We start from the raw sequence: 24989 nt of genomic DNA on the forward strand, positions 1-24989 counted from the left end.
GAGTGGAGCAGTTAGCTTTTGCTAGCTGCTCTTTTAGGAAGGATTTCCTTCCTATTATCGAATTGGTAAAATTCAGAAAGGGAGTGTACTATGGCAGAAATTAAAATGAGCCTTACACAATTTTTAGACTTCACACTGAAAAGTAGTGCTGCTAAAACAACCTTTGTAAAAAATCTAAAATCTCAACCTGAATACCAACCAATTTTTGATTACTGGAAACAATTACGAGAAACTGTTATTAAATTTCATCAAAATGAACTATCTTTTGAATGTTTCGAAACATTAGTACAAACAGTTGATCAGAAGAAAAAGCAAAACTACATTGATGTCATAAAACAGTACAAAAAATTTATTAAAAACAAAGACATCTCTTGGTTCGATCCAGGTAAATCACATTGGATATCAGATGATTTAATCGTCCGCTCATCACCTGAACTCGGTTTGTTTATTAATGATGAGCCGCATCTTATCAAACTATTTTTCAAAGGAAAAAGAGAGCGAATTGATAAATACAACATTAACTCAACGCTAACATTATTAAATGAATCAACATTTTCAAATGAACATAACGATGTGAATTATACAGTCCTTAACATCCAAAAAAACAGAATGTTTACGAATAACTCTATTAAAAATGAGCATTTAATAGCACTTGAATCAGAAGCTAACCAGCTTTGTTATATATGGAATAAAATAGACTAGATACGATTCATCTCTTTCAATACCTTGTTCATGTATAATTTGAGAACAAATTCAATCCGTTTCGTTTCATTGAAGCTTACCTTGTATTGTGTCTCAAACAAGGTGGGCTTCAAAATAGTTTCTTTCCCCATTTCAACAACCTAACTTACCTCCTCCAAAAAAGAGATGTAATGAGCTATTTCCACTTCATCAGCGTTTATATCCTGATTTTTTAACCGCTAAATAATCCCAAGAATATTGTACGATTTCACGTTTCTCACTTTCCACATCGTGCTTTTTTTCGAGTTTATTAATCTTTAACTGCAATTCTTTCATTCGCATTAACATTTAATGTGTAATCATCCAATTTATAGTTATTCTTCTAAATAGACCAACAATATATTAAAATCTTCTATATACAAAAGGAGGTTTATCATGCTCAACTTTCACACAAAACTACCCATATTCGGATTCTTTTTGTTTTTATATGGTTTCATCGGTATCATCGTTTTGTTACTATTCCTTAACGTGTAGTAACAAAGGGAATTAATATATGTTTAGTGTGTAATTTCTATATAACAAAAAAGCATCCATGTGGGTGCTTTTTTTAAGTAAATACTTTTTAATTTTATTTATATATTAATGATTTTTTCGCAATATTCAAATTCCGTTTTAATAATTTCATTGCCCCAAAAAATTGCAGTGCCAATTTCTAATTTCTCCATACTTTTTTGTACTTGTCATTAATAACGGTACTAGAATGTTATGACGATCGGTACAATAGTTATGATTTAATTTGCCCATCCTATAACGGTAACCCCTAAATTCAGAAGTTTGACACAGCTCATGAAAAAGCTTATAAAGAAAAGTGAGGTTCCTAATATTCGTTTCTAGAATTTAAGGTGTATATCTGAAAATTACAAGTGAATGATTAAGACATACAAAAGTAGGTATCACACTGGATACCTACTCACATGTTGTACAAGGACTTCAAGAGACTACGGTGGATCAATTTACAAACGAAAACACCACCTGAATTATTCCAAAACTTATAAGTGAAAAAGGAGCAACAAAACATGAAAGAAATCAAATCTGAACAAGAATTCAAAGACATCATCGCAAGTGAGGAGCCGGTAGTTGTTAAGTTCTTTACGACTTGGTGCCCAGATTGCGTTCGGGTAAAGTAGTACGTTTTATGCATCGTTATGCAAAGTTAATAATCATTAATATATAAGGGTTTAGAGGATATATCAGCTACCATTTCCCTCTTACCTTTACTAAGAAGTAATCGTTTAGTTTGCATTTTCGTTTGCAAACTTGTTAGCAATTTTTTATTTTTCTTCTACTAAAAACCTTCATTGTATTTCTTCTTTTACACATCACTCGTACTGCCATTATGACGAAAATCATCAATTAAAGAAACAACTTATAATAGTCGCTTCCTTATCAGTAATAAACAAAAAGCTAACTTCTTATCTAAAAAAAGATAAGAAGTTAGCTTTTTCGTTTTGAGGTGGGTTATTTTTTAGATTGATAGTAATGAAGTCCTACCCCTTATGGGAATTTCACTTAATCATAGACAAGGTGAAGTTGTAGTCGTTTCTCCAAAGAAAAGAAATCCATTTACCGTACCAGACGCTATAAGAGTTATATTTCCAGGCCCGGTAGCAGTAACATTCGTACTAAAAAATCCGCCTTCTTCTGTAAACACCGTAGTTGGTGAAACAGTTGCTGCACCTGGTTCTGTTGCAAGGTTTCTTAACAGATAAAAAGTTGAGTCAAATATAGTTAAATTTTATGCAATGGTTAGTAATTGTTGTAATTCATTGTATGTCGAAAAACAGGAGTCTGGCTTCAGACTTCTGTTTTGTCTGTATAAGGCATGAGCGGTTTCGACGCCTTTCAAGGTACGTGAAGCATGGCGAAGATTTTGAAACCCAGACGATTTCACAAACCGACGTTTCACATGCCGATGGCCTTGTTCAATAAGATTATTAAGATGTTTGATAGTACAATGCTTTGTATGGTTATAGAATCCATTTTCCTTTAACTTTTTGAACACACAAAGTAGCGCTGGTGCTTTATCTGTTGTGAGAACCGTTGGTTCTCCACAAGTTGTTACTAATCGCTTCATAAAGGCATAAGCTGCCTTGTTGTCTCGTTTTTTACGAAGTTGAATATCTAATGTGTACCCATCTTTATCAATTGCACGATAAAGATATCGCCATTCTCTCTTCACTTTGATGTAGGTTTCATCCAAATGCCAAGATAACCGTGCAGATTTGTTTTTCTTTTTCCAGATTTGATAGATGAGGTTGCCATATTCATGCACCCATCGCATAATCGTTGTGGGATGAATTGATACACCACGTTCCTTCAGGATTTCAGATACATCTCGATAACTTAAAGAAAAACGACAATAGTAGCCGACGACTACCAAAATAATATCTTTCTTGAACTGTTTTCCTTTAAAATATCCCATTTATGATTCTCCTCACTCTGTTTTGCAAAAGTTTAGCTAAGTTTTAAAAACTTTGCAACAGAACCTGTAGAGCAATAAAATAAGCTATATAGTAACAAATCAAAAAATATAAGAACATTGGAAACACAGAAGTAAAAACACTGTGTTTCTTTTTTGTTAATACATGTATTCGAAATTAATTTCCTCCTTATATTACAAGTTTTTGTACGTAAGCAATTTGTAAGGAATAGGTAAGAAAAAAGAGAATTTCACTGTGTATGATCGAGATATAACGTAGCGTGAAAGGGGGGAACAGAGCTAACTTATATATTACAAATGTGAAGAGGATTTCAAGAAAATGAATTCACTTCATAGGAGAACATGTATATGAAAAATGGTGAATTTCAAAGAGTGCTAAGTCCAGTAGTGTTGCTAAAATACTAACTATGAATGAAATTACAAATTAAACAATGAAGTTTTACTTTTGATGAAGCCAATTGCTGTATGGTTCAACCATGTATACTATTATTGGTAGAGGAGAGAAAATATTTATGAAAACACGTAATCAAATTAAGTTAGCCAGTTTAGCAGTTTTATTAGCGGGTACTACTCTATTCACACCTGGTTTTACTGTGAAAGCAGAGTCAGCTCAAAATATATCTAGTTCGTCACAAGTACATGATCAAAAGAATCGGAATGGCTGGAAACAAGTAATGCAGGAAACAGTACAGCTTGGCGCTCCAGGGATATTAGCTAAGGCGTATAACAATGGAAAAACTAGTAGTTATACTGCTGGCGTGGCGGATTTAAGTACAAAGAAACCGATGAAATCGGATTATCGCTTTCGGATTGGTAGTGTGACGAAGACTTTTACTGCCACGACTGTTCTTCAATTAGTAGGAGAAAATCGCGTACAACTTGACGATCCAATTGAAAAGTGGCTACCGGGTCTCATTCAAGGAAATGGGTATGATGGCCATCAAATTACGATACGTCAACTTTTGAATCATACGAGTGGTATAGCTGAATACTTAAAGTCAAAAGACGCTGACATAATGAATTTGAAAAAAACGTATACAGCAGAAGAAATAGTGAAAATAGGACTTGCTCTGCCTCCAGATTTTTCGCCAGGTAAAGGCTGGTCGTATTCAAACACAGGATACGTAATATTGGGAATGCTTATTGAAAAAATAACTGGTAATAGTTATGCGGAAGAAATTGAAAAGCGAATTATTGAACCTTTGGACCTGTCAAATACGTTTTTACCAGGAAATTCACCAGTTATCCCAGGAAAGAATCATGCCCGGGGTTATATGAAAATTGACGAAAATAGTGAGTTGAAAGACATGACCGATTATAATCCGAGTTTAGCTAATTCAGCTGGAGATATGATTTCTAATGCGGACGATTTAAATAAGTTCTTTTCATCTTTACTCGGTGGTAAGTTACTGAAGGGAAATCAACTAAAAGAAATGCTTACTACAGTTCCTGTTGAAGGAAAAGAGGTTGGTGATGGATATGGTCTTGGAATCTATGAGACTAAACTTCCAAATGGTGTTTCAGTTTGGGGTCACGGAGGAGGAATTCCTGGATTTACAACTTTTGCTGGCGGAGTAATTGGAGGCAAACATACATTGGCTATCAGTATTAACTCTTTAGGTGGGATCGATATTGCTGCGCAGTTTAATAAAATGATGAAAATTGAATTTAATAAATAGATGAAAAGAAAGCGAATAGGATTCTGCTATAGTTGTATATAAAAGAGATACTTTATAAATTTCGTATATACGGATTTTGATGTGATTTAATCGTTATTGGGGCATCGCCACATCGCTATCACGCTAAGGTTTTACACTACTCATAAAGCAAAAAAGGCGTTATCCTTTCTGTAGAATTATAAGAAAGGATGGCGTTTCTTTATGAATCTTTCGATTCTTGATGAACTTCAACCGATTGCTGAAGAATTACAACGATATATGTCCCCACAAAAGGACTGTTAATTTTTCATTTCGCTCTTATATACTTGCTATCACATAGACCTTCACATATACATCATACTTGCCAGCTAACTCCTCCAGTTTCTTTTCCCTGTATTTCGTAGCCGTAAAAAAATGAATGACTGGCATTTTCCCATTATGCTTCTGTCTATAAACTTGTGTGAACTCTTCATATTTTTTTATCTTCTCTTCATTTATTTTCATCTTCTGCGTACGATCTACCTCGACTGCATGGAGTATACCTTCCTCATCTCGAAACTTCACATCAGGAATAGTCTTTTTCTTCTATTTATTTTTTATATGGCGGTACTCTCATTAAAACAGCATAAAAAATACTCCTCTTGAATCGAGGAGTATTTTTCTTTGTTATTGATCAGTGCCCTGATTCTTATCAAAAGCTTGTGATTTTTTCGCTGCTGACTGAGCATTTTGTTGTTTTACTTGATTTACATTTGTTTCAGTTGCAAACTCTGTACCATAACTAGCATTTGCACTTTGAGCAGCAGAAGCTTGTGCTTTCTGTGCCTCTGATTGTGCGTTTGCTTGTTTTACTGCTTGTACATTCGTTTCAGTTGCAAATTCTGTACCGTAGCTAGCATTTGTACTTTGAGCAGCAGAAATTGTTTTATTATGACCTTGTTGGTTTTTATCCATTATTTGTCACCTCCACAACAGGTAATATAACCAACCTATCAAGAAGATATCCATACAGATTTTTTTAAATTGACACATATATCTCTCGCAGTAATAATCCCTTATTTAAATGCACAAGGAAAGACCATTTACAAAAAATCACAAAAAGGATATTCCCATGAGTAATTATCGCATCCATTCTCAATAGATTTATATTTTCCTCACTGTATTTCGGTTAAGTACACTATGGTTGGACAAGTAACTTAATCTTATAAATTCACTTCTTTTCTGCTTGTTCCCTTTACTATTATGCACCTTATACCAAAACTACCGTTTGAAATAGTGTCAGTAATTTAATTTATTCTAATAAAATGCAGTTTACTACTCCTTAATATAAAAATCCTTTGTTTTCACAAATAATACTCAAACATTTTTGCAACCTTTTCTTTCATTTTTTCTTTTATAGATAATTGATTGACGTCAGAGGATGTTACTCGTTTTGAATTTTGTAAGTCTGCAGTAATCACTGGTTTTATTTTCGAAATATAGACCGGGTCGTGAATATAACAGTTCATTTCTTCATTTAAATGAAACGAGAGCGAATCAAAATTCACGGTCCCAACCATCAATACTTTTTCATCAATCAAAAATACTTTACCGTGTAACACTCCACTTTTATAACCATATACTTCCATCTCTTGTTTTAATGCTTTTCGAATATATGGATACGCTGCTTCTTTAACTAACAGTGCATCCGAATGAGGTGAGAACAGAATTTTGACACGAACTCCCCTCTTTCTTGCATCCACTAATGCGTTCCAAATAGTTCTATCTTTGGGTATAAAATAAGGTGTTAGTATAATGATGGATTCTTTTGCTTGTTGAAACAGCATTGCATAATCTTGCCCAAGTTTTTCTCCACTATAATATGCAGTAAATCGATGCGAAGTTGCTCCCTTTTCCTTTATCGCACTGTGTATCGGAATCGGTTCCTCTGAGTTTTTCTTCCAGTCTAACACAAATTGGTGTTCTAGATCTTGAACGCCTTCTCCTCGTATTTGAAGGTGATAATCTCTCCAGTAACCAAGTTTTTCCTTTTCCCCTAAATATTTCTTTCCAATGTTAAATCCACCAATGTACCCAATTTTCCCATCAATAACTGAAATACGACGATGATTCCGATGATCCAAAGAAGAAAAAAGATAAGGGAAAGCTGGCTTATTATAATACGTAAAATGCACTCCTCTTTTAACTAATAATTCTCTTTCCTTCTTCTTTAGTAAAACTCCACCTAGCCTGTCCACTGCATAGTATACTTCTACACCTTCCTGACTTTTTTGCCTCAATAACTCTAGAAACTGGTGACTTACTTTATCATCAGCAATAGAGAAAAAGTTAATATGTACGTAATGTTTTGCTTTCTTTATATCTGAGAATAATTGATTGTTTAACTGTTTCCCGTCTGTATACATAGTAATATCACTCTGACGAATAGGGTATTGGCTAGGCTGCTGGTCAAATCTCCCACTTTTTTCAGCTATTGTTCTGTCGATTTTACCCCAAACAAGTAAAACAAAACATCCGCCAATAAATACAAAGAGGAGTGCTCGGAGAATTCCCCCTATCTTTTTCAGCATATTTAATCTCCTTTATATATTATCGTTCTTTTTCTGTTAGTTTTTGTTATCGGGACAAAACTATTCCATATCCATCCATGAATCCAATCTTTTCCATAGAATATGTAAGTCAATTACGTTCTTACATGGTAGATTTTTCTTATGAATTTTCTATTCGAGTTAATATAACACCGCTTAACGATATTCCATGTATCTATTGGCTAAAAAATCCTCCTTCAAATAATTAACTGTAAAATTTCTTATTCATATACCTCTAATTTAGGGTTATCATTTCTAATAACCCTAAAATTGGAAATCGTACTATGATAACAAAATAGGCATTCTATATTTTGAAATGCATTTACAAGGAGGAAATATTATATGACAGTAAGCACTAAACTTAAACAAACTATCGCTGGATTAAAGAGTGCTCAAGCATGCCTAGAAGGATTTGTTCTTGATACTGATAACCAGCAAGCAAAACAATTATATAAAGGTGCAGCACAACAAACTCAAGAAATTATTGAATCTTTAAATCCTCGTCTTGAGCAGATTGAACAAGAAGAGCCTGAGTATAAGTAATAACATAATACCTTTCACATAGAATATCGACCAAATGGAAGCGTGCTCAGCTTAGATAACGATTATCAAAATGCAATTATTACACGTAATATGTAAAAATCTCTAGATTAAAGAAATAAACAGCCTTATTTGGAATGTAAAAATAACAATCCTATGTAAAGGCTGTTATTTTTTTGTTAGACTCTTATATACTCGGAATCACATATATCTTCACATATATATCATATTTTGCTGCTAACTCTTCCAATTTCTTTTCTCTGTATTTCGTTACCGTAAAGAAATGAATCACCGGCATTTTCCCATTATGCTTCTGTTTATAAATCCGCGTAAGCTCTTCATACTTTTTTAACTTCTCTTCATTCGCTTTCATTTTCTGTGAACGATCTACCTCGACTGCATGAAGTATCCTTTCTTCATCACGAAATTTTACATCAGGAACTATTTTCTTTTTCTCTCTGTTCTTTATATAACGTATATCTGTTTCGATTTGCCAATCATCTGGGCAAAATAAATACAACCATGCTTCATTCCGTAATAATGCATGGTTGTATTTATTTTGAAACAACCTTTCCGTCATCAACAAACATGGCATGCCCTTCTTTATTCAAATAATATACGTATTCTTTTCCTTGCATGGTTTTGCTCAAATACGGCTTCAAATCACTCATAATTTGGTTTGCATTTCGTATTCCACCCCTATCATGCACACTCATTAAATGTCTTCTCGTTGCAAACTGTAGTTTTCTAATCGTCGCAAGTATCGTCATCTGACGGTTGATTTTCATAGGGCTCTGGATGTTCATGTTTTTCCACCTCGTATTCTTTTAGATGTTCCCACATGACCTCATCATCGATGTATGGTACCTGGACCTCGGTTAGATCTTCCTTCATATATATCGCACGTCCTTGAATCGAGGGTAAGGTTTCTAATCCGGACTGATCGATAACAACCTCAGATGCCACTCGTGTCGGTAATCGAAAACCTAATTTTGCATTGGCCATTTGTTTGATTACTCGAGGCAATGTGTCAGCTGTAGGATACTGTGTACAAAAGATAATGCGAAATCCTAATGCGCCCCCAACACGTGCAATATGACTTAGCATGTATTGACTCCTCCAACATTTTATTGTGCGCCCTCGGTAATCCTTTTGACGGAGCTAATACAGCACCCTCATCTATAACAATAAAGTATCGATCCCTTTCTTTTGTATGAACAATATTTTTAAAACGTCTTTCTTTCATATACTTGCCGCGCTCATTCATTTTCTCCATTACTTTAAACAACATTTCATATGTTTGATCCGGCGTCTTTGCAATATATTCCACTTGTTTCAAGTCATCGTATTCCCCAAATTCAAGGCCTTCTTCTTTTAAATCCATTAAATAAAAATGAGCGTGATCAGGATTTGCTATAGATAATGACGCAAATAATTTTTTTAAAAACACCGTCTTCCCCATGCGTATTAGTCCACCTACAGCCAAATGAGGTGTTTCATCAAAGTCATGAGAAATTAACTTCTCTAGGCTTTGACCTATAGGAACTAACCACTTACCTGGTGTTATCAATTCTGTAGACCATTTCCATTTTTCCGGTATAAGTTTACTGAATACACGAATCATTAATTTATAATTATCGTATTTGGTTCCCCTCCGCTCGATCTGATTAATTATAAATGGATTATTTTGTATTAATCCCATTTACTTTTTGCTAAAATTCAGTAAAAAACATCATGTTAATAAAGGAGCAATCATGAAATATACTATAAACTTATGGTCTTTTATTTTTTCATTTATTTGTGGTGGCTTACTTATCCTATACTTTGAAAATGAATCTATTAATACAGCGATGAATTGGAGTTCTACCGACCCAATAATTTTTTTACTGATATTAACAGCTTGGACCTTTATTGGTGGCCTTATAGGAATGAATACGCCAACTACTGCGAAAACAACGATTAGAAGTATAATTACAATCACACTTACATTGTTCTTACTTTTGTACTTAATATTAATAGTGTGTTTTAAGTATCTTTAATCGAATCGTAATCATTAAATTCATTTTTTGATTTAAATAGGGTAAAACTTAATATTCCGGCAATACTATAGATACATGGTTATCTTTCTCTGTTTTCCTTGTATGAGCAGTTAGCTTTTGCTAGCTGCTCTTTTGTATTTCTCTTATCCACCCTTTAATGGGCATTATCTGTTCCTGTTTATCCAATTTCATCACCCTTTATGATAAAAGGAGTATTTTGTAAAAATATTAACTAGCAAAATAATTAATATTACTAAGCTATTACTCCAGTCGTTCTATTTAATTTATACATATATTAATAGTAAATTGAGAAAAGGAGGTGTTATTATATGGCTGAGCATACAAAATGTGTTTGCGAACAATTAGAAAGATTACAGTTAGGTACAGAAGTAGATGTTTTCCTTACGGGAACAACACTAGAGGATCTTATTTTTACTAATTTTAATCCAGATAATTTTTGTGTAACATTTGTCGATAACACAACAGAACCTGGCTCTATAATTGTTTTGGACTGTCGTGATATTCAAGCGCTTAGAATTGAAGCTGAGTAGAGTAAAGATAGGGCTTTGAAAAAAGCCCTATTTCATACAGTATATTTCAATATAAATTATAAAATAGAGGAGCCAGAAAAATGTCAGTTTTCATCAACTATGCTATTACTCCCAAAATATTCAATCCTAATCTAACATCTCTTCCAAATAACCAACTTTCTTTTATCCCAACCCCAAAAGAGGGTTCTAAAGATATTTGCTATCTTTTAGAAACATTTTACTTAGGAAAAAAAATAAAACAGCTATTAGTTGACGGCACAATATTAAAAGCTTCTATATTTGTAGGATTCCATAATAGATCACGCCTCGCTACATTTATAGGTGAAAACGGAGATATCACTGTAGTTAATTGTGAGCGTATTGATGCGATTGTGCTCTAATTGTGAATTTACATTTGAATAAATAATCATTATTTTCAAGATAAACGTGTAGTTCTTACACATAACGCCAGTAACTGTTACTATAAGAGACTACTAATATACAGTTCTTTTTAGGCTCAACCGAATAAAACTCAACATTCCGTCAGTACTATAGATACCTTATTGCCCAATCCCCTTGGAGAGTCGAGCAGTTAGCTTTTGCTAGCTGCTTTTTTCATAAATAAGAATTAGACCGATTCCTTAAATATTTTGACTTATGCTTGCATAAAATGTATTGGGTTGTTAATTGTTTCATATATTCTTCCTCATAAAGAGCACTTATATAAAGTGCTCTTTTCGTATGCAACTCTCACATTTAAGTTCGTTGCACATATATTATTAGGCGAGACTCATTAAAGATCATTACCATTACTCCTCTTTCAAAGAGTACTTGTTTAAAGTGCTCTTTTTTGTATATTTTAATAATATATAATACTTACATACCAACTAAAAAGACATTCTCCCCCTAACCCATCGACAGGTGAATTTTCTCTTCCTTTTTTATTCCTCTACACTTTTGGTTTTATTTCCTACTCCTTAAACATACCTTAGTACTGAAAGGTTTTTAGCTCAACGGGTTACCTCCTTATCAAAGGGCACTTGTTTACAGTGCTCTTTTTTTGCATGTTGGTTTCATTTTTAAATGAGGTTTATATTTAGTTCACTTTATCCACTGAATAAACTTTTAAGTTTTCACCTATTATACTCATGAGCTATTACAGATGTAGCTCAATCTTTCCAAATTACAGCTGTTCATTCATTTGGCAGGCAGCTCACTTACTAACTGTCTGCCATATTATTTTCATTGGTGCTTTATTATAAAATCCTAGAATAAAGCACCAAAAACTTTACATACTAATAGGTAGGCTAACAGCCATATTAGTTTTCCCATGAAATTGTGCCAAATCACATATCCTTTAGAGACAGTACTGAGAACATCGCAGTTAGCTTAATTAGCTAACTGCTTTGCTGTATTAAATTTCAACATAAGTACATACTATTTATGAAATGCTTGATTGATTGTCATTTGAGATGCACTTTAAATTCAGTATTCCGGCTCCTTAGGAGAACAGCCTATGTATCTCTGTTCTCCTATTTTACGTTTAATTTTTACCTTAAAATAAGAAAATCATCTATTCTATTGAATCGATCTCTTGTTATTATTGAAGCCCGTCTTTCAAGAGCACTTACAAATAGCGCTCTTTTTTGTTATAAAATAAATTCTTTAGCTTCTTTTACATATCTTTAGTTAAACTGCACACGATACTTATAAGTCATTCGAACTAGTGGCTTCACTCTTCTTATAAAATAATGGTAAGTTAAATTTTAACAATTAGCTAAATCATTTAACCCACAAGCAGGCAAAGAAACTTTGCCTGCTATTTTTGTATACCTTTCTTAATTTGAATCATACTATTCAGGAACCTGTTTACCAATACGAGTCATTTTGGTGTTTTGAAGCATCCCCCTCCTTCTAGGACAAGCAATTTTACTTGTCCTATTTTCGATTAAAGTACTATTTATATATCTCGCTTCCTTAGTCTCTAAACTTTATTTTTTAGTATCAAAAATAAGAATTTGTACATTATAAAAATGTTCCACACTATTATGTGGGTACATAAGGAGGAGTTAAAAATGGACAAACGTACTGAGAAAAAAGTTGAAGCTGTGGCACGTAAAGCTGCTGATTTAGAAGTTTCACAAGAATTAACTAGTCTTAAAAATCAAATTCAACAGTTACATCAATCTTTATCACAAGCATCTCAAGGTCAACAACAAGGATTACAACAAAATCAACAAATGGGTGGCCAACAAGGATTACAACAAGCTAACCAATTAATGCAACAACTTCAACAATTTAGTCAACAATCTCAACAACAAATGCAACAAACTGATCAACAATTACAGCAAACAATTCAACAAGCCATCCAAACATTAAACCAAGGATTACAGTATCTACAATCTAATCAAACATTAAGTCAAATAAATCAAGCTATTTCTCAGGCTCAATCACAAGTTGATCAAGTGAGCCAACAAATGGGTGGCCAACAAGGTCAACAGATGAGTAACCAACAAGGTCAGCAAATGGGTAACCAACAAGGTCAGCAAATGGGTAACCAACAAGGTCAGCAAATGGGTAACCAACAAGGTCAGCAAATGGGTAACCAACAAGGTCAGCAACAATTTCACTAAGAATATTCACAGTAATTCCAGCCGTAATAAATTTTCCGCAACTTATATCACAGTAAGCAAACTCCAATTTCTTTTTGTTAGTTATTATTAAAATTAAGTAAATAACAATATTTTTTTAAAGGAGCACTTTTTATAGTGCTCCTTTAAAACGGATAATTTTAGTATCAAATAACGTTTTGGTTAAAAACTTTTCACCCTTAAAATGGAAAAGCATATGCTATTGTATGGAAACTCTCCACTCATAGAAATCCGCTTTTCTTATTGAAGAGCATACTTATATATGCGCTCTTTTTGCATTCAAATAATAACTTTTAAAAATTCAATAAATTCTCTTGAATAGAGCAATCAATTTCTAAAAGAAGTAATTATGAACTTTTTTAAATATATAGCTCTTTTAATTGGATGGATTGCATTGACATTGATATCAATGTTGTATGCTATATTCTTTCTTTAACTATGTTTGTACAACCAGAATAAAACTCAATATTCCGCTAATATTAATCACAGCACACTTTGCTTCTTACCCAGGTTGTATCACAAAGAGCCATTAATACAGCTAGCTACTCTTTGTTAATTTTCATTACATAACCTTAAGATTTCTGTCCATACTATACTTAACGATGCAATTTATACTCCTTAAATTCATGAATGTAAATTTCTCATTGCAGTTAGCTTTTGCTAGCTGCTTTGTTGTGCAAAGTGTAGTTTTTATTAGGTATTTGCACCTCAATGAATAACTCACATATATTATCATGTGTGCCACACTACTCTCTGAGGGCCCAACTTACTGAGAGCACTACTTGAAGGTGCTCTTTTTAGTTGGGCCCGAATAAATCCCGAAATTTTGTACATTCTTTGAATACGCCAATCTGTAACAATTGATTCCTCCTTCAAAACGGGGCAGATAGCTTTTGCTAGCTGCTCTTTGTTTGTATAAAACGAACTCAATTGACTGTACGCACATATAATATTCTGTGTTCCTTTCTTTATAAATTGAAATAGTCATTACAAAATGAATCTCGTCACGAGAGCACTTTATTAAGTGCTCTTTTTTGATTTTTGAATACTTATCAATTGAAATTTTTGTTTAATTTATAAAATACAACCGCTTGTCCACCTCAACCTATTCACTATTGTATATCATCCAACCACTATGATCGTACAATTCTTCTTACATTTTCCTTTCACTTTCAATACGTTCTTTAATTGCCCTTAATAATCCTTACGCTTTTATATGATTGCTTTCCGACTTCATAATTTGCTTTTTGCTAACTTCACCTCCTATGACGAGCAATCACAGGAAGTGAAGTTATGAATGAAGAAAATATTTTTTCCGTGGAACTGCTGTTGAATCAAATTTAATCGCTTCAACACTCCTACCTATTTTTCGTCATTCACTTTACCAACAGAACCAACAGGAGCTACAGGTTCAACTATATTGTTTCAGGAAGCGGAGCTTCTTATATATTAAACGCTTTTTAGAGTGAACCCATGTTCCTTATATATTATGGAATGGGTTTATATTTGTGACATAAGGGCTTATTTTTTTATTTATTTTAATTTTCAAGGGCTTTTTTCTTATACTTGAGTGTTAACTAATTCATAAGTTGTAGAGTGTAAGTGGGTGAATGATAAGGATGGTGTAAAAATGAGTGAATTTAAAAAGAAATTTCATATTCCATGTGAGTGTTTTCTCCCCCCTGTACCCCCACCTCAAATTGGACCGACTGGACCAACAGGACCAACAGGACCAACAGGACCAACAGGACCAACTGCAGTAGCGTGTTGCCCATGTACAAATCTTCTTGACAATCCTGGATTTGACTTCCCAGGTGTGACAGGTGATACTGTACCAGGGTGGGTTCAAACAGGGGATGTTGAAGAAGTAGGTGAACCAAATGTTCACAGTGGTCGTTTTCTTCCGGATGATACGTTTAGTCTTTTAGCTGCGGCGATTGGACCAGGCGGAAGCTTGAGTCAACGCATTGATGTTGAGGAAGGATGTTGTTTTACGCTTTCTTTTGCTGCCGATGTAAGAGACGGGGCATTTCTTGTCGCTGCTGTATCATTTCCAGAGCTTGGACAGGGCTGTCCTCCTACTTTTACAACACTTGGATCATTAAATATTCCACATATTGTACCAGTTAATAAACAACCACAATCTAATTTCCAAAGTTATACTCTTGTTGTTTGTATCCCTGCTGGTGTAACAGAGGCATGTATTTCTTTCCAAAATATTGAGCCACCTCCAGGGCAAGGTGCAACAGCTTTTGTTGATAATGTTGTATTCCAACCTACTGGTGGACCTTGTACTTCATGTTCACAAAATTTTTAATGCATTTTGAAACTTTTTGTTTTGCTGGCGAACCCAATAACTATTGAAGAGAGCCTTTTGGCCCTCTTTTTTATTTTAAGAGTCACCAGACACTCCCATACGCTTTCCTGTACAGTCTCGATACATATCTTTGTAAACAGTATACTCCTTTAGGTATACTATTCCGCCCCCGCTATTAAAATAGCGTTTTTGTTTAAATATCCACCACTTTCATTTGTAATAGTAGACAATTTCCATATTCCTCTTAAATACTCAATGCATATATTAATAAGACATTTAATAAATAAGAGGTGCAATTCATGAGCCATTAAAAAAAAGACCCACATATACCATTTCCATGTGCTTTTCCTTTACCGGAAATAGCCTATAAGGCATCCTAACCAAAACATAATTTAATTCCCCCTATGCTTTAATTTCATAAATGCTCAACTTGCTATTCCTTCTTTCTGAAAAAACGGTTATAAATATCTAAAGCCAATATCGACGCCCAAAAAAGAATGAATAGCGCAATAATAGCAGCTGTTGGAGCTGGTACCTTTTCGATTACTTGATCCAGTCCCTTATTTCTACACCAATAGCTGTAAAAAGAACCGAGCATTAAATAAATTCCTAATGCTGTTAAAATCATCTCGCTCCCCCCTGACTCTTCCCGAAAGCAATAGCTCGTTCGTTGATTCGTTTTAAGATGCGGCTAATATGTGGTTGGCTCACTCCGGCGTGATTGCTGATTTCTTGTTGTGGCTTGTTTTGTGAGTACATATCCCATACAATCATTTCTCGATCCGGTAAAGTCCGAACAAAAGAATTAACCAACATTTCATTCTCAATCTCTTCTGTTTTACTCATTAACCGTTCATCAACCAGCATTTGTTCTATTGTTAAATCATCGTCGCCATTCCCAGCTGAATGAGCTACCTCATGTAATGATTTTGTTATTTGTTGATACTGCAAGGCTTTTTCAATCTCTTGTAGGGGTACATCTAACTGCTTACTAATTTCTTCTGGTTTCTCTCCCAAAAGTCCCTGATTCATGATTTTCCCTTTTAAGTAATAAACATCACGTGGTACCTTTACCTTTTGAGCGTCTCTAATGTTCACTGCAATTATGCCGAATATCTTTGGAATGGCGTAGGTAGAAAATTTGCATCCATATGCAGGATCAAAACCCTCTCTCGCTTTCAGTAAACCGATCATGCCGTATTGAATTAAATCATCTACTTCTAATCCCGTATTACTTTTTATCACTTCAGCAGTCGAACTGTATTTTTTCCAAACGAAATTATAAACTAGATTTTTGTATTTTTTCATAAACCCATCATCCGACATGGCTTTCACATCAACCGTTTCAGTCATTCTCCCCACTCCTTTTGATTTCCCACATTAAAGTTGGTCCTTTCCAAACACCAGCTTGTTTCCATTGTTGTTTCATTTTCCCGACATAAGAAGGACTACGATCATACATAATGCTGATATCTTTATCTGGGATGCCTTTCTGATTCAATTCGCGTACACGCTCTGGAGTAAGTCCAATAGGTATATCCTTTCGTTTTCCACCGCGATTTTTCTGCTGCGTATCAAGATACCTACTCAACTGGCGTAATTCTTCGCCAGTCGGGCAATTATTACAAACACTGATACTAAAACATTCTTTTTCTGAACGATTGTAATAACAACGTCTACATTTCTGCTCGATGATATCTCCAATTTCGTATGTGATTTGGATGCGTTTTACTTTCGTTTCACTTATTAACCGAATTATTTCACATACACTATTCACTATCGATGCCATTCTTCTCTTCACCCCTTGAATAATTTTTCCAAATCAATACATACTACTTCCAAGCTGCTCAATCCACGGCTGGTACTTCTTTCTTTTTTTACAGTAGTAAGCAGGTAGGTTCTTCACTTATCTGCTTTCTCTTTATATTTTTTAAAATTTCGAAAATACTATCTACAAGCTGTTTGACTAGCAGCTTCACTCTTCTTGTAATGGGAAAGCAATTTATCACAATTAGCTAACTCATTCAACTCACTGGCAGACAACCAAAATTGTTGTCTGCTTTTTGTATGGGATTTTTTATTTTGCATATACTACTTTTGAGCCTGTTTACCAATGCAAGCCATTTTGGTGTTTTGAATTCCTTCTAAGGTCATTTGTTGCATAGATTATTACATCTTTGACAACACTGGTTAAAAGCGTTTTTTCTGGTTATTCGTAGTTCTAATCCAGAATAATTTTTCTCCTATAAAGGACAGCAGGTACAACTGCTTGTCCTTTTTTACTTATACTGCGTACTTTCCTTTTGGATAGCCTCGAACAACATTGCTCACGCTGCACCCCTTTTCCCATTCTGCAAACCTTTGTAACCAAGCTCCCCAATGTTCTTTTTGTGTAGCTTCTTGCTGCTTTGCCATCTCACAAGTACAACCCTCAATCGTTATCATCCCAGGATAAATTTCTTTATGAATCACACCAGTGTTACTGTATATCATGCACATTTTCTTCACTCCTTTTCACGATAATCATCGCCTTCTACAGCGATTAAGTAATGTTTACTCATTCCAAATAATCGACTCTTTGCTGCATAACCAATCTTTTCAGGTAATGTTTCATCATCTTCATTTGAGCTATATAAAATCGGCAAATTATGACGATACCTATAATCAATGATTTGATAGTAGAGGTTCTCTTTCGCTTCTGACCATTTTGACTTCCCTAAGTCATCCCAGATGAGAACCTCTACTTGTTTTGCGTGGTTTAACAACCGGTTAAATTCTTTCTTATCATCGTTCATCATCTTGGCTGCAATGAGATCATCCATGAAAGTTCCGTCTGATATAAGCAGTAAACTATGCCCTCGCTTCATGAGATACTTTGCTGCAGCTACTTGAAGATGTGTTTTACCAAGCCCAAAGCTATTGTGTTCTCTCTTCGCTTGCGCGCGCTTTGTTGGCTCTAGTTGTTTAATCCGAAGCTCTCCAAATGTCGCGATGAAACCCAGGCTATTTTGTTTTGTTTCCTTGATCTCTTTGAAGTTTTGCAAGTATTTTCCCATCGTGCTCTACAGAAGCTTTTGTTCGTCTGTTTCTCGTTTGTAAGAATCAAACCGAGCATCTGTAAATTCTTCTGGAATCATCGCGTTTTTTAATCTGCGTTCTAGTACTCGCTGCGCTTTACATTCACAATCCTTTTGCATAGCCACTCGCATACTGAATTGATTAACTTCCTCGTAAAAAACCACTTCTGAATCATGACACTTTACGCATCTATACTCGTTTAATGAAGCTTGGCATGTTGCGTTCTCTGCTTGCATTTTCTTCCTCATAGCTTCTGCTCGTACCATAACCTCTGCCAGTGCGTCCCCGACGTGTTGCATTGCCTACACCACCTCTTTGGTTTTTATAATCCTCATCTAGCTTGATTACATCTGCCATTGTTTTCACGTTACTTTTTTGCCAGTTGAATAAAATACTGCTAATGTATTTCCATCGTTTTGCGTTCTGATCAACCGCTCTATCGACAGCTTCCATAATGATTTGGCTACCAAATACATCATTAAATTCTCCAAGGTCCTGCATAGCTGTTTCACTTAACGGGATGTTGTTCTGTAAAAGGTAGTTATAACTTTTTTGAAATTCTCCATCTATCAGAGGATGCTTATCTACATCATCATTAGTTAGATTAGTACTTAGTAAATTATTAGTACTTAGTAGTGTTTGATTTTCCATATGTGGCTCGACCATTTGTGGAATTTCTACATGTGGGTTTTCCACTTGTGGTTTTTCTGTTTGTGGAACTTCGTATATAACGGTGTCCCACTTAGTGATTTTTCCTTTCTCATCTTTTATAGGAAACCTTTTGACATATCCATGTTCTTTAAGTTCCTTCATACCTGAATACAAGCTACTTATTTTATCTTTCGAGTGTGTAGCTATCTCTTCCATGTAAAAAAACCAATCATCAGGAAGTGATAATATATAGGCTAAAATGCCTTTCGCTTTCCAACTTAAACGATCATCACGAAAACCTGTATTATTGATGGTTGTATAATTTTTATCCTTGCTAACTCTAAAAGTTGCCATCCCACCTACCCCCTTATGCTGCGAATCGCGATGTAAGACTCATTTTCCTTAATGACTTTCTCTATCCGATAACCTGGATAACCAGTTTGTATATAACGTGCAATCGACTGTTTCAACTCATCTTTTAATTGTGCTCTCTCCCACAATTTGCGAGAGAGAAGCACCTTTGATTTGTTACTCACCTTCAATCACGAAATCTTTTTGTTCATTCCCTTCAACTGACTGTTCCACTTCAATTAGATCAGCTTCGATAAATTCCGGTTCTTCTGTGATATCTTTGCGAACAACTTCGTCATGCTGCGCTTGTGACTGAACTTCGATACTGATTGGTAAGTATTTAAACATGTAACGAACCACTGTTTTCTTCGCCATCTCATCATAGTCACTTGCCCATGGACTATAACTTGAATTAGCTGCTGCTGAACGTTGACGACGCTTTTCAATTTCACTTTTCGGCATAAATTCCATTTGATGCCCACCATCTTTGAAATGCGCGACTGCATAAGCACCAATAAATTCACCACGTTCACCGAATGATGGCTTATGTTTTAGTTGTGGATGCAAACCGAGCTCATATTCGAACTCATCATTTTCATAAACAGCATGCGCGTAAATGCTTTGGATATGACCAGAACGTCTTGCTAAATCAATCATGCCTTTATATCCGATAATGAAAGTCGCTTCACTCTTGTATGGTAAGATATAGCAATGTCCTAGTAATCCAGGCTCAAGCCCTAATTGTACGGCTTGCATAACAGCTCCCATAAGCGATGGTACTTTGCATTCAAGCAACTTTTGATTTGTACGAATCGTTGTTAGTGCAATTCGGCTCATACGATCCATGCTCATATGCTTTGGTAATACTTCCGCAAAACGCGGGGCCATTTTCTTCATATACGCTTCCACTGTTTGTTCAGGTGTTACTGGTGCACTTGACTTACGAGCCGCTAATTGATTTTTAACATCTTTGTTAGTTGCCATTATTTATTTCCTCCCTTATTTAACCGTGAATTTTCTCGATATAGATTCTTTAGCATACTGCTCATACAAATCAGGATGATCTGCTTTAAATCGCTTGCTGTCAAAACGATTTGTTGTGTATGACTTCCAATACACTTTGTAATTCTCAGTTCCACCAGCTTCATTGGTACCGAGTTTTGCTTTGATTTTGTTTTCGTACTCTGCTTTTTGTACTTGCAGGACTTTAATTTCTCGATCCACTTGATCACGAGCTTCAATGAGAATTTCTTCTTGCTTACCTAAACTTACAAAGTTATCCGCAATGGATTCTGGATATAAGTGTTTCAGAAGCTCTGTTGATGCATCTGAACCGTCAAACATTGGTGGCTCATTTTTCTCAACGTTATTAAGCCAAAAGTCTTTTTCAATATCGATAAGGTACTGAATCAATTCCTCATCGCGTTCGATTTTTTTATGAACAAACTTATTTCCACCGATGAGTACCGCAATCCACCATGCTTCATAGCCAGTAATGGCCATGTAATGTTGACACTGTAAGAGGTAATCAGATGGAACTTCTTCACCTTTCCACTCTTTTTTTAAATATTCCGATGCTATTTTGCATTCAAGACCAATCTTCTCACCTACAATCAATCGGTCTACATTCGCGAGCATCCACGGATATTCAGGATGCTGTAAAATTGCGTTTCTGCGTTGCACCTTTAAATCCGTACGTTTTGCAAACTAATTCGCAACTACCTCTTCCAAAACGTTACCGAAATATGCCGCTTCACTTTGTATATCTTCTTTTTCAATCGCTTGTGTTTTTTCAAAAAATACTTGAACCGCTGATTTCCATTTATTTAAACCTGCGATAGCAGAAACATCTGAACCACCAATACCTTGTGTACGTGCTTGTAGCCACTGAGCGCGGTCCATGTTGAGTGTATTAACCAATACTTTTGCTTGCATGTTCTATTCACTCGCTTCCTGTGATATACTAGCTCTGACTTATTTTTCAAAGGGAACCCATTGCCGTGGGTTCTTTTTTATTCCCCTGCAACAAACCTCGTTGCGTGCCGCTCTAAAAACTTTTCAGCACAATCTTCACAAATTAAATTTCCTTCGAATTCGTAATACGTCATTCCAAAGTACATTTCACCTCCACAATCGCTGCAATAATGTTCGAAATCTTGTTGGCATGAATCATGATGATTCCCTATTACGATTGGAGTTTCCATAATTCAACTCACCTCCTCACAAATGGTTATATAATGGGCACGTTCAACAAGTGATGCATTAACCCCCTGGCTTTTCAACCGCTGAATAATTCCTAAGATGTTTTTACGATCCCTTTCACGTTCCACATCGTGCTTTTCTTTCGCTCGATACAGTGCCGCAAGTTCTCTCCTTGCTAGTCGCGCTTCCTTAATCCATGTACAAAGTGCAATTGCATCATGTTTTCTTAACGCTTCAATTTGCTTTTGATTGCAATATTGTAAGAATGCATCTAACGTTTGTTTCTTTTGTATGTCTTTTGGTAGAACTGGTGCTGTAATACTCATGCTCTTTTCTCCTTCCTTAATTGTTCATTTTCTTTCTCTAGCTGATCATGCTCGTCGATAAGTTTTTCAATAAATGTACCTACTAGCGCTACGCCACCCACGAATGACACAATAACCACCGCTACCATACAAAGACTGAATGTACTTTCAATCAAGGTAATGGTCCTTCTTTTACGCTTCTAACCATGCTTCCAAGTCTTTTTGTAAGAAGAGTAGCTTGCGCCCTTCTCGAATAACTGGAAACTGCGGATGATTCGCTAATTCATACATTCTGCAAACTGCGATGTTGAGATAAGCAGCTGCTTCTTTTACTCGCATTACCTTGTTTGGTTGTGATTGTTGTTGAAACTCAGCTAACGCCGCCCTAACCTCTTCTCTCACAACTTCACGAATAAGTTCTTTTAACGATTCTTCTAAATTCATACATACACCCCCCTACATCATTTTTGTATTTCCAGCTTGTTGTTCAATCCACTCATAAAATTTATGAGGAATGATCATCCAACGCTTCCCTTCTCTAAATGCCGGAAAATCATCAGTTTTAACGATTTCGTACATTCTGTTCTTACCGACTCCCAAAATCTCCATCGCTTCTTCCAATGTAAGTAACGGCTTTTGGTTTACAACTTGTAACTGTTGGTTTTGAAGAAGCTCTACTAATGGTTGAATTGCTTTTGTTACTGCTTGTTGGATTTGCTCTTCGATGGTCATTCATTCACCCCATTTCTTGAATATACGGCTTTTCACAATCTAAATTTTGTATTACTTCCAGCAACTCTTGGACTGCGTCTTCTTTTGTAAAATTCGGATCATTATCTAGCGCGTAGGTAATATCCTATTAATTTCATTTGAAGGTGTATTATGTGATACCATTCTTGGAGTTGATGCATAGAATTAGCCCCCCCCCGCTTCATTTTTGATACATTTTGTATCAAAAATACTTAAAAAAATATCAGGAAACAACTCACGATCCCTAATCCCATATAATTTTTCAAACTTAAGTAATGTCTTTCTACCTGGTTCAGAATCACCTTTTTCAAGTTTCCTTATATATACTTATGATAAATTTAGTGCACATGCTAGTTCTCTTTGAGTAAGTCCCCTTATTTTCCTTTCATGTATTAACCGGATACGTTTCAATATACCACCCCCTTGATACTTTTTTTATCATTTTATTCAAAGTGATACTTTTTGTATCTATAATAGAGATAGAATTTATATATCGTTATTGCTCATAATAACTATTCGAGAGGAGGAATCTTATGATTGAGGAAAGATTAAAAAAAGCAAGAGGCAAACGAACACAGGAAGAGGTAGCTAAATACCTTGGAATATCCAGAGCGAGATACTCTCATTACGAAAACGGAAGAAGTGAACCAGATAACGAAACTTTAAAAAAATTAGCGGATTTCTTTGATCTATCTGTTGATTATCTTTTAGGAAGAACCAACACCTCTGTACCATCTGAAAACGATTATGACTCTCTCTCGGAGATAACCAATCACGTCACACATCTTGGTATAAACGACATGGGATTCTTTGATATAGAAAAATGGAAAAAACTCTCTCCAGAGGATGTGGAAATGATTAAACGTCATTTTGATATGGTTGTAGAATTAGCGGAAAAACGTAGAAAATAAGAAATATAAATGGAAGTTTTAATGAATTTTATACTAATCAATAAAAGCCCCCTTCACGGGCTTTTATTTTTACAGTAAAACAAGAACAAACGTTCCTGCTTTTAACAATGAGGTGAAATACTTGAATTTTTCATACCAAACAACTCTACTAGAAGACTGGATTACGTCGTTTTATCAAAACCTCGGTATTCGAACACCCAGTGATTTATGTATTGAAAAAATCGCACACAAATGCAACATTATACTTTTGAAAGAAAATATCAATTCGTATTACATAGCAAATGACCTTATAAAGATGATTGTTCTCGACTCCCGTCTTCCTTTAATAAAACAACGAGAAGTCTTTTTCCATGAATTATGCCATATCATGCGGCATGTTGGTATACAAGGAATAATACCTACTACTTTTCGTGAGTTGCAAGAAGGGGATGCGGTTCGTTTTACCATTTATGCTGCTATTCCTTTTCATATGTTAATATATATAAATCCTTTAAATGATACTATTATCCCTGATATGTCTGAAGTGTTTCAGGTAAGTCCTGAATTATGTAAAAAACGCCTTACTCAAATTCACAATAGAATTCACTTGCAGGAACGGTTAGCATAAGTGAGTTCACTTAAAAAGAACTTAAAATATACTAAGAGAGCACTCAGCTCTCTTTTTATTTTAATGTTTATTTTTTCGTTATCAACAAAATATGACACAAGAATTGTAACTAGATTTGTTATGATTTCTATAAATTTTACAAATTGAATGTACGGAGGAAAGATACATGAAAAAAAATTACTTATAGCATTAACATGTAGCTCCTTACTTATGGGAATGGCCGCTTGTAGCTCAAATGAGAAGACTACGACTGAATCGAAACCAAAACAACAAGCTAAGAAGTCTGAGCCGGTTGCTACAACTTCACTTATTAGTGAGTTCAAGAAAGCTGGATTAGAGGCTGAGAACGCTACAGATTTAGAACAAAAAGGGTTTGGAAACATACGTAAAGATGGGAAACGTATCCTTACACCGAAATTAGTTGAGGATAAAGGTGGCCGTGTGTTTGAATTTAGTAAGAAAGAAGATTTAGAGAAAGCTAAGAAGTACTATGAAGAGCTAGGAAACTCAGCTCCACTGCTTTTCTCACATACATATGCTAAGGGTAATTTCCTTTTACAGATGAATGGCGATATGAAAGATGAAGAATTTAATAAATATAAAGAAGTCATGGATAAGGTAGTGAAGTAA

General features: G+C 35.0%; 29 protein-coding genes and 6 pseudogenes. 13 read left to right on the forward strand and 22 right to left on the reverse strand.

Going from position 1 to position 24989, the window contains the following annotated elements; genetic code table 11:
- The first annotated feature begins 90 nt into the window (after positions 1-90).
- Complete coding sequence (locus tag DN410_RS03665; RefSeq protein ID WP_149175395.1) at positions 91-702, forward strand: hypothetical protein; 612 nt, start codon at positions 91-93, stop codon at positions 700-702.
- A gap of 189 nt (positions 703-891) precedes the next feature.
- Here the strand turns inward: DN410_RS03665 and DN410_RS27825 are convergent, their stop codons facing one another.
- Positions 892-1029, reverse strand: a complete 138-nt coding sequence (locus tag DN410_RS27825; RefSeq protein WP_179958574.1) for a hypothetical protein — start codon at positions 1027-1029, stop codon at positions 892-894.
- 383 nt (positions 1030-1412) lie between these two features.
- Here DN410_RS27825 and DN410_RS28305 point away from each other — a divergent pair.
- From DN410_RS28305 to DN410_RS03675, 3 genes and pseudogenes are all read left to right on the forward strand, one after another.
- A pseudogene (locus DN410_RS28305) lies at positions 1413-1717 on the forward strand (site-specific integrase).
- Positions 1718-1757: 40 nt separating this feature from the next.
- Positions 1758-1862: pseudogene (locus tag DN410_RS28310) on the forward strand (thioredoxin domain-containing protein); the annotation flags it as partial.
- A gap of 375 nt (positions 1863-2237) precedes the next feature.
- A complete protein-coding gene (locus DN410_RS03675; RefSeq protein WP_149175396.1) occupies positions 2238-2450 on the forward strand; it encodes a hypothetical protein in 213 nt (70 codons plus the stop codon).
- Positions 2451-2476: 26 nt separating this feature from the next.
- On the opposite strand, the gene DN410_RS03680 is transcribed toward DN410_RS03675, so the two are convergent.
- A complete protein-coding gene (locus DN410_RS03680) occupies positions 2477-3163 on the reverse strand; it encodes an IS6 family transposase (protein ID WP_149175397.1) in 687 nt (228 codons plus the stop codon).
- 530 nt (positions 3164-3693) lie between these two features.
- On the opposite strand from DN410_RS03680, the gene DN410_RS03685 reads away from it, so the two are divergent.
- Positions 3694-4860: a serine hydrolase domain-containing protein gene (locus tag DN410_RS03685; RefSeq protein WP_149175398.1), complete on the forward strand. Its 1167-nt coding sequence runs from the start codon at positions 3694-3696 to the stop codon at positions 4858-4860.
- A gap of 297 nt (positions 4861-5157) precedes the next feature.
- Here the strand turns inward: DN410_RS03685 and DN410_RS03690 are convergent.
- The 3 genes and pseudogenes from DN410_RS03690 to DN410_RS03700 form a co-directional block, all read right to left on the reverse strand.
- Positions 5158-5451, reverse strand: a pseudogene (locus tag DN410_RS03690) (replication-relaxation family protein); the annotation flags it as partial.
- Between the two features lie 54 nt (positions 5452-5505).
- Complete coding sequence (locus tag DN410_RS03695; protein WP_149175399.1) at positions 5506-5793, reverse strand: gamma-type small acid-soluble spore protein; 288 nt, start codon at positions 5791-5793, stop codon at positions 5506-5508.
- A 389-nt stretch (positions 5794-6182) separates the two neighbouring features.
- Positions 6183-7409, reverse strand: a complete 1227-nt coding sequence (locus tag DN410_RS03700; protein ID WP_149175400.1) for a phospholipase D-like domain-containing protein — start codon at positions 7407-7409, stop codon at positions 6183-6185.
- Between the two features lie 360 nt (positions 7410-7769).
- Between DN410_RS03700 and DN410_RS03705 the strand changes: the two genes are divergently transcribed.
- Entirely contained in the window at positions 7770-7970 is a 201-nt protein-coding gene (locus tag DN410_RS03705; protein ID WP_097903137.1) for a DUF1657 domain-containing protein, read from the forward strand.
- A gap of 184 nt (positions 7971-8154) precedes the next feature.
- On the opposite strand, the pseudogene DN410_RS03710 reads toward DN410_RS03705, so the two are convergent.
- Positions 8155-8683 (reverse strand): annotated as a pseudogene (locus tag DN410_RS03710) (replication-relaxation family protein).
- 31 nt (positions 8684-8714) lie between these two features.
- Positions 8715-9612 (reverse strand): annotated as a pseudogene (locus tag DN410_RS03715) (FtsK/SpoIIIE domain-containing protein); the annotation flags it as partial.
- A gap of 723 nt (positions 9613-10335) precedes the next feature.
- On the opposite strand from DN410_RS03715, the gene DN410_RS03725 reads away from it, so the two are divergent.
- From DN410_RS03725 to DN410_RS03745, 4 genes are all read left to right on the forward strand, one after another.
- Positions 10336-10557: a hypothetical protein gene (locus tag DN410_RS03725; RefSeq protein ID WP_000807684.1), complete on the forward strand. Its 222-nt coding sequence runs from the start codon at positions 10336-10338 to the stop codon at positions 10555-10557.
- A gap of 80 nt (positions 10558-10637) precedes the next feature.
- Positions 10638-10937, forward strand: coding sequence for a hypothetical protein (locus DN410_RS03730; RefSeq protein WP_149175402.1), 300 nt, complete (start codon positions 10638-10640; stop codon positions 10935-10937).
- Between the two features lie 1674 nt (positions 10938-12611).
- Complete coding sequence (locus DN410_RS03735) at positions 12612-13169, forward strand: hypothetical protein (RefSeq protein ID WP_149175403.1); 558 nt, start codon at positions 12612-12614, stop codon at positions 13167-13169.
- A 1648-nt stretch (positions 13170-14817) separates the two neighbouring features.
- Entirely contained in the window at positions 14818-15504 is a 687-nt protein-coding gene (locus DN410_RS03745; RefSeq protein ID WP_149175404.1) for a collagen-like protein, read from the forward strand.
- Between the two features lie 433 nt (positions 15505-15937).
- On the opposite strand, the gene DN410_RS03750 is transcribed toward DN410_RS03745, so the two are convergent.
- The 15 genes and pseudogenes from DN410_RS03750 to DN410_RS03805 all read right to left on the reverse strand — a co-directional run bounded on the left by DN410_RS03750 (position 15938) and on the right by DN410_RS03805 (position 22823).
- Positions 15938-16132 (reverse strand): hypothetical protein, encoded by a 195-nt coding sequence (locus tag DN410_RS03750; protein WP_149175405.1) that lies wholly within the window; start codon positions 16130-16132, stop codon positions 15938-15940.
- Positions 16129-16857 (reverse strand): sigma-70 family RNA polymerase sigma factor, encoded by a 729-nt coding sequence (locus DN410_RS03755; RefSeq protein WP_255446655.1) that lies wholly within the window; start codon positions 16855-16857, stop codon positions 16129-16131. Before DN410_RS03755 ends, DN410_RS03750 begins: the two co-directional genes overlap by 4 nt.
- Positions 16850-17293 carry a hypothetical protein gene (locus DN410_RS03760; protein WP_149175406.1) on the reverse strand — a complete coding sequence of 148 codons (444 nt, stop codon included), beginning with the start codon at positions 17291-17293 and terminating at the stop codon, positions 16850-16852. Before DN410_RS03760 ends, DN410_RS03755 begins: the two co-directional genes overlap by 8 nt.
- 494 nt (positions 17294-17787) lie before the next feature.
- On the reverse strand, positions 17788-18003 hold the full coding sequence (locus DN410_RS03765) for a hypothetical protein (RefSeq protein ID WP_149175407.1): 216 nt from the start codon (positions 18001-18003) through the stop codon (positions 17788-17790).
- Between the two features lie 5 nt (positions 18004-18008).
- Complete coding sequence (locus DN410_RS03770) at positions 18009-18560, reverse strand: ATP-binding protein (protein WP_255446656.1); 552 nt, start codon at positions 18558-18560, stop codon at positions 18009-18011.
- Positions 18561-18566: 6 nt separating this feature from the next.
- The gene (locus DN410_RS28315) at positions 18567-18707 is read right to left on the reverse strand and encodes a hypothetical protein (protein WP_255446657.1); all 141 of its coding nucleotides are present in this window, start codon (positions 18705-18707) and stop codon (positions 18567-18569) included.
- Between the two features lie 64 nt (positions 18708-18771).
- Positions 18772-19587, reverse strand: a complete 816-nt coding sequence (locus tag DN410_RS03775) for a DnaD domain protein (protein WP_149175408.1) — start codon at positions 19585-19587, stop codon at positions 18772-18774.
- 5 nt (positions 19588-19592) lie between these two features.
- The gene (locus DN410_RS28145; RefSeq protein WP_218947462.1) at positions 19593-19769 is read right to left on the reverse strand and encodes a hypothetical protein; all 177 of its coding nucleotides are present in this window, start codon (positions 19767-19769) and stop codon (positions 19593-19595) included.
- On the reverse strand, positions 19762-20568 hold the full coding sequence (gene recT, locus DN410_RS03780) for a recombination protein RecT (RefSeq protein ID WP_149175409.1): 807 nt from the start codon (positions 20566-20568) through the stop codon (positions 19762-19764). The genes DN410_RS28145 and recT overlap by 8 nt, the downstream gene beginning before the upstream one ends.
- A gap of 15 nt (positions 20569-20583) precedes the next feature.
- Positions 20584-21519: pseudogene (locus tag DN410_RS03785) on the reverse strand (YqaJ viral recombinase family nuclease).
- A 77-nt stretch (positions 21520-21596) separates the two neighbouring features.
- Positions 21597-21788, reverse strand: coding sequence for a hypothetical protein (locus tag DN410_RS03790; RefSeq protein ID WP_255446658.1), 192 nt, complete (start codon positions 21786-21788; stop codon positions 21597-21599).
- A 3-nt stretch (positions 21789-21791) separates the two neighbouring features.
- The gene (locus tag DN410_RS03795; protein WP_149175411.1) at positions 21792-22112 is read right to left on the reverse strand and encodes a hypothetical protein; all 321 of its coding nucleotides are present in this window, start codon (positions 22110-22112) and stop codon (positions 21792-21794) included.
- The gene (locus DN410_RS28320; RefSeq protein ID WP_255446659.1) at positions 22109-22240 is read right to left on the reverse strand and encodes a hypothetical protein; all 132 of its coding nucleotides are present in this window, start codon (positions 22238-22240) and stop codon (positions 22109-22111) included. Before DN410_RS28320 ends, DN410_RS03795 begins: the two co-directional genes overlap by 4 nt.
- Before the next feature lie 43 nt (positions 22241-22283).
- Complete coding sequence (locus DN410_RS03800; protein ID WP_149175412.1) at positions 22284-22535, reverse strand: helix-turn-helix domain-containing protein; 252 nt, start codon at positions 22533-22535, stop codon at positions 22284-22286.
- A 12-nt stretch (positions 22536-22547) separates the two neighbouring features.
- Positions 22548-22823: a helix-turn-helix domain-containing protein gene (locus DN410_RS03805; protein ID WP_149175413.1), complete on the reverse strand. Its 276-nt coding sequence runs from the start codon at positions 22821-22823 to the stop codon at positions 22548-22550.
- 551 nt (positions 22824-23374) lie between these two features.
- Between DN410_RS03805 and DN410_RS03815 the strand changes: the two genes are divergently transcribed.
- The 3 genes from DN410_RS03815 to DN410_RS03825 all read left to right on the forward strand — a co-directional run bounded on the left by DN410_RS03815 (position 23375) and on the right by DN410_RS03825 (position 24989).
- Positions 23375-23752, forward strand: coding sequence for a helix-turn-helix domain-containing protein (locus DN410_RS03815; RefSeq protein WP_149175414.1), 378 nt, complete (start codon positions 23375-23377; stop codon positions 23750-23752).
- A 247-nt stretch (positions 23753-23999) separates the two neighbouring features.
- Positions 24000-24359, forward strand: coding sequence for an ImmA/IrrE family metallo-endopeptidase (locus DN410_RS03820; protein ID WP_255446660.1), 360 nt, complete (start codon positions 24000-24002; stop codon positions 24357-24359).
- Positions 24360-24506: 147 nt separating this feature from the next.
- Positions 24507-24989, forward strand: a complete 483-nt coding sequence (locus DN410_RS03825) for a stress protein (protein WP_149175416.1) — start codon at positions 24507-24509, stop codon at positions 24987-24989.

The sequence above is a fragment of the Bacillus sp. SH5-2 genome (assembly GCF_008368905.1).
In the GTDB taxonomy this organism is placed as follows: Bacteria; Bacillota; Bacilli; order Bacillales; family Bacillaceae_G; genus Bacillus_A; species Bacillus_A luti.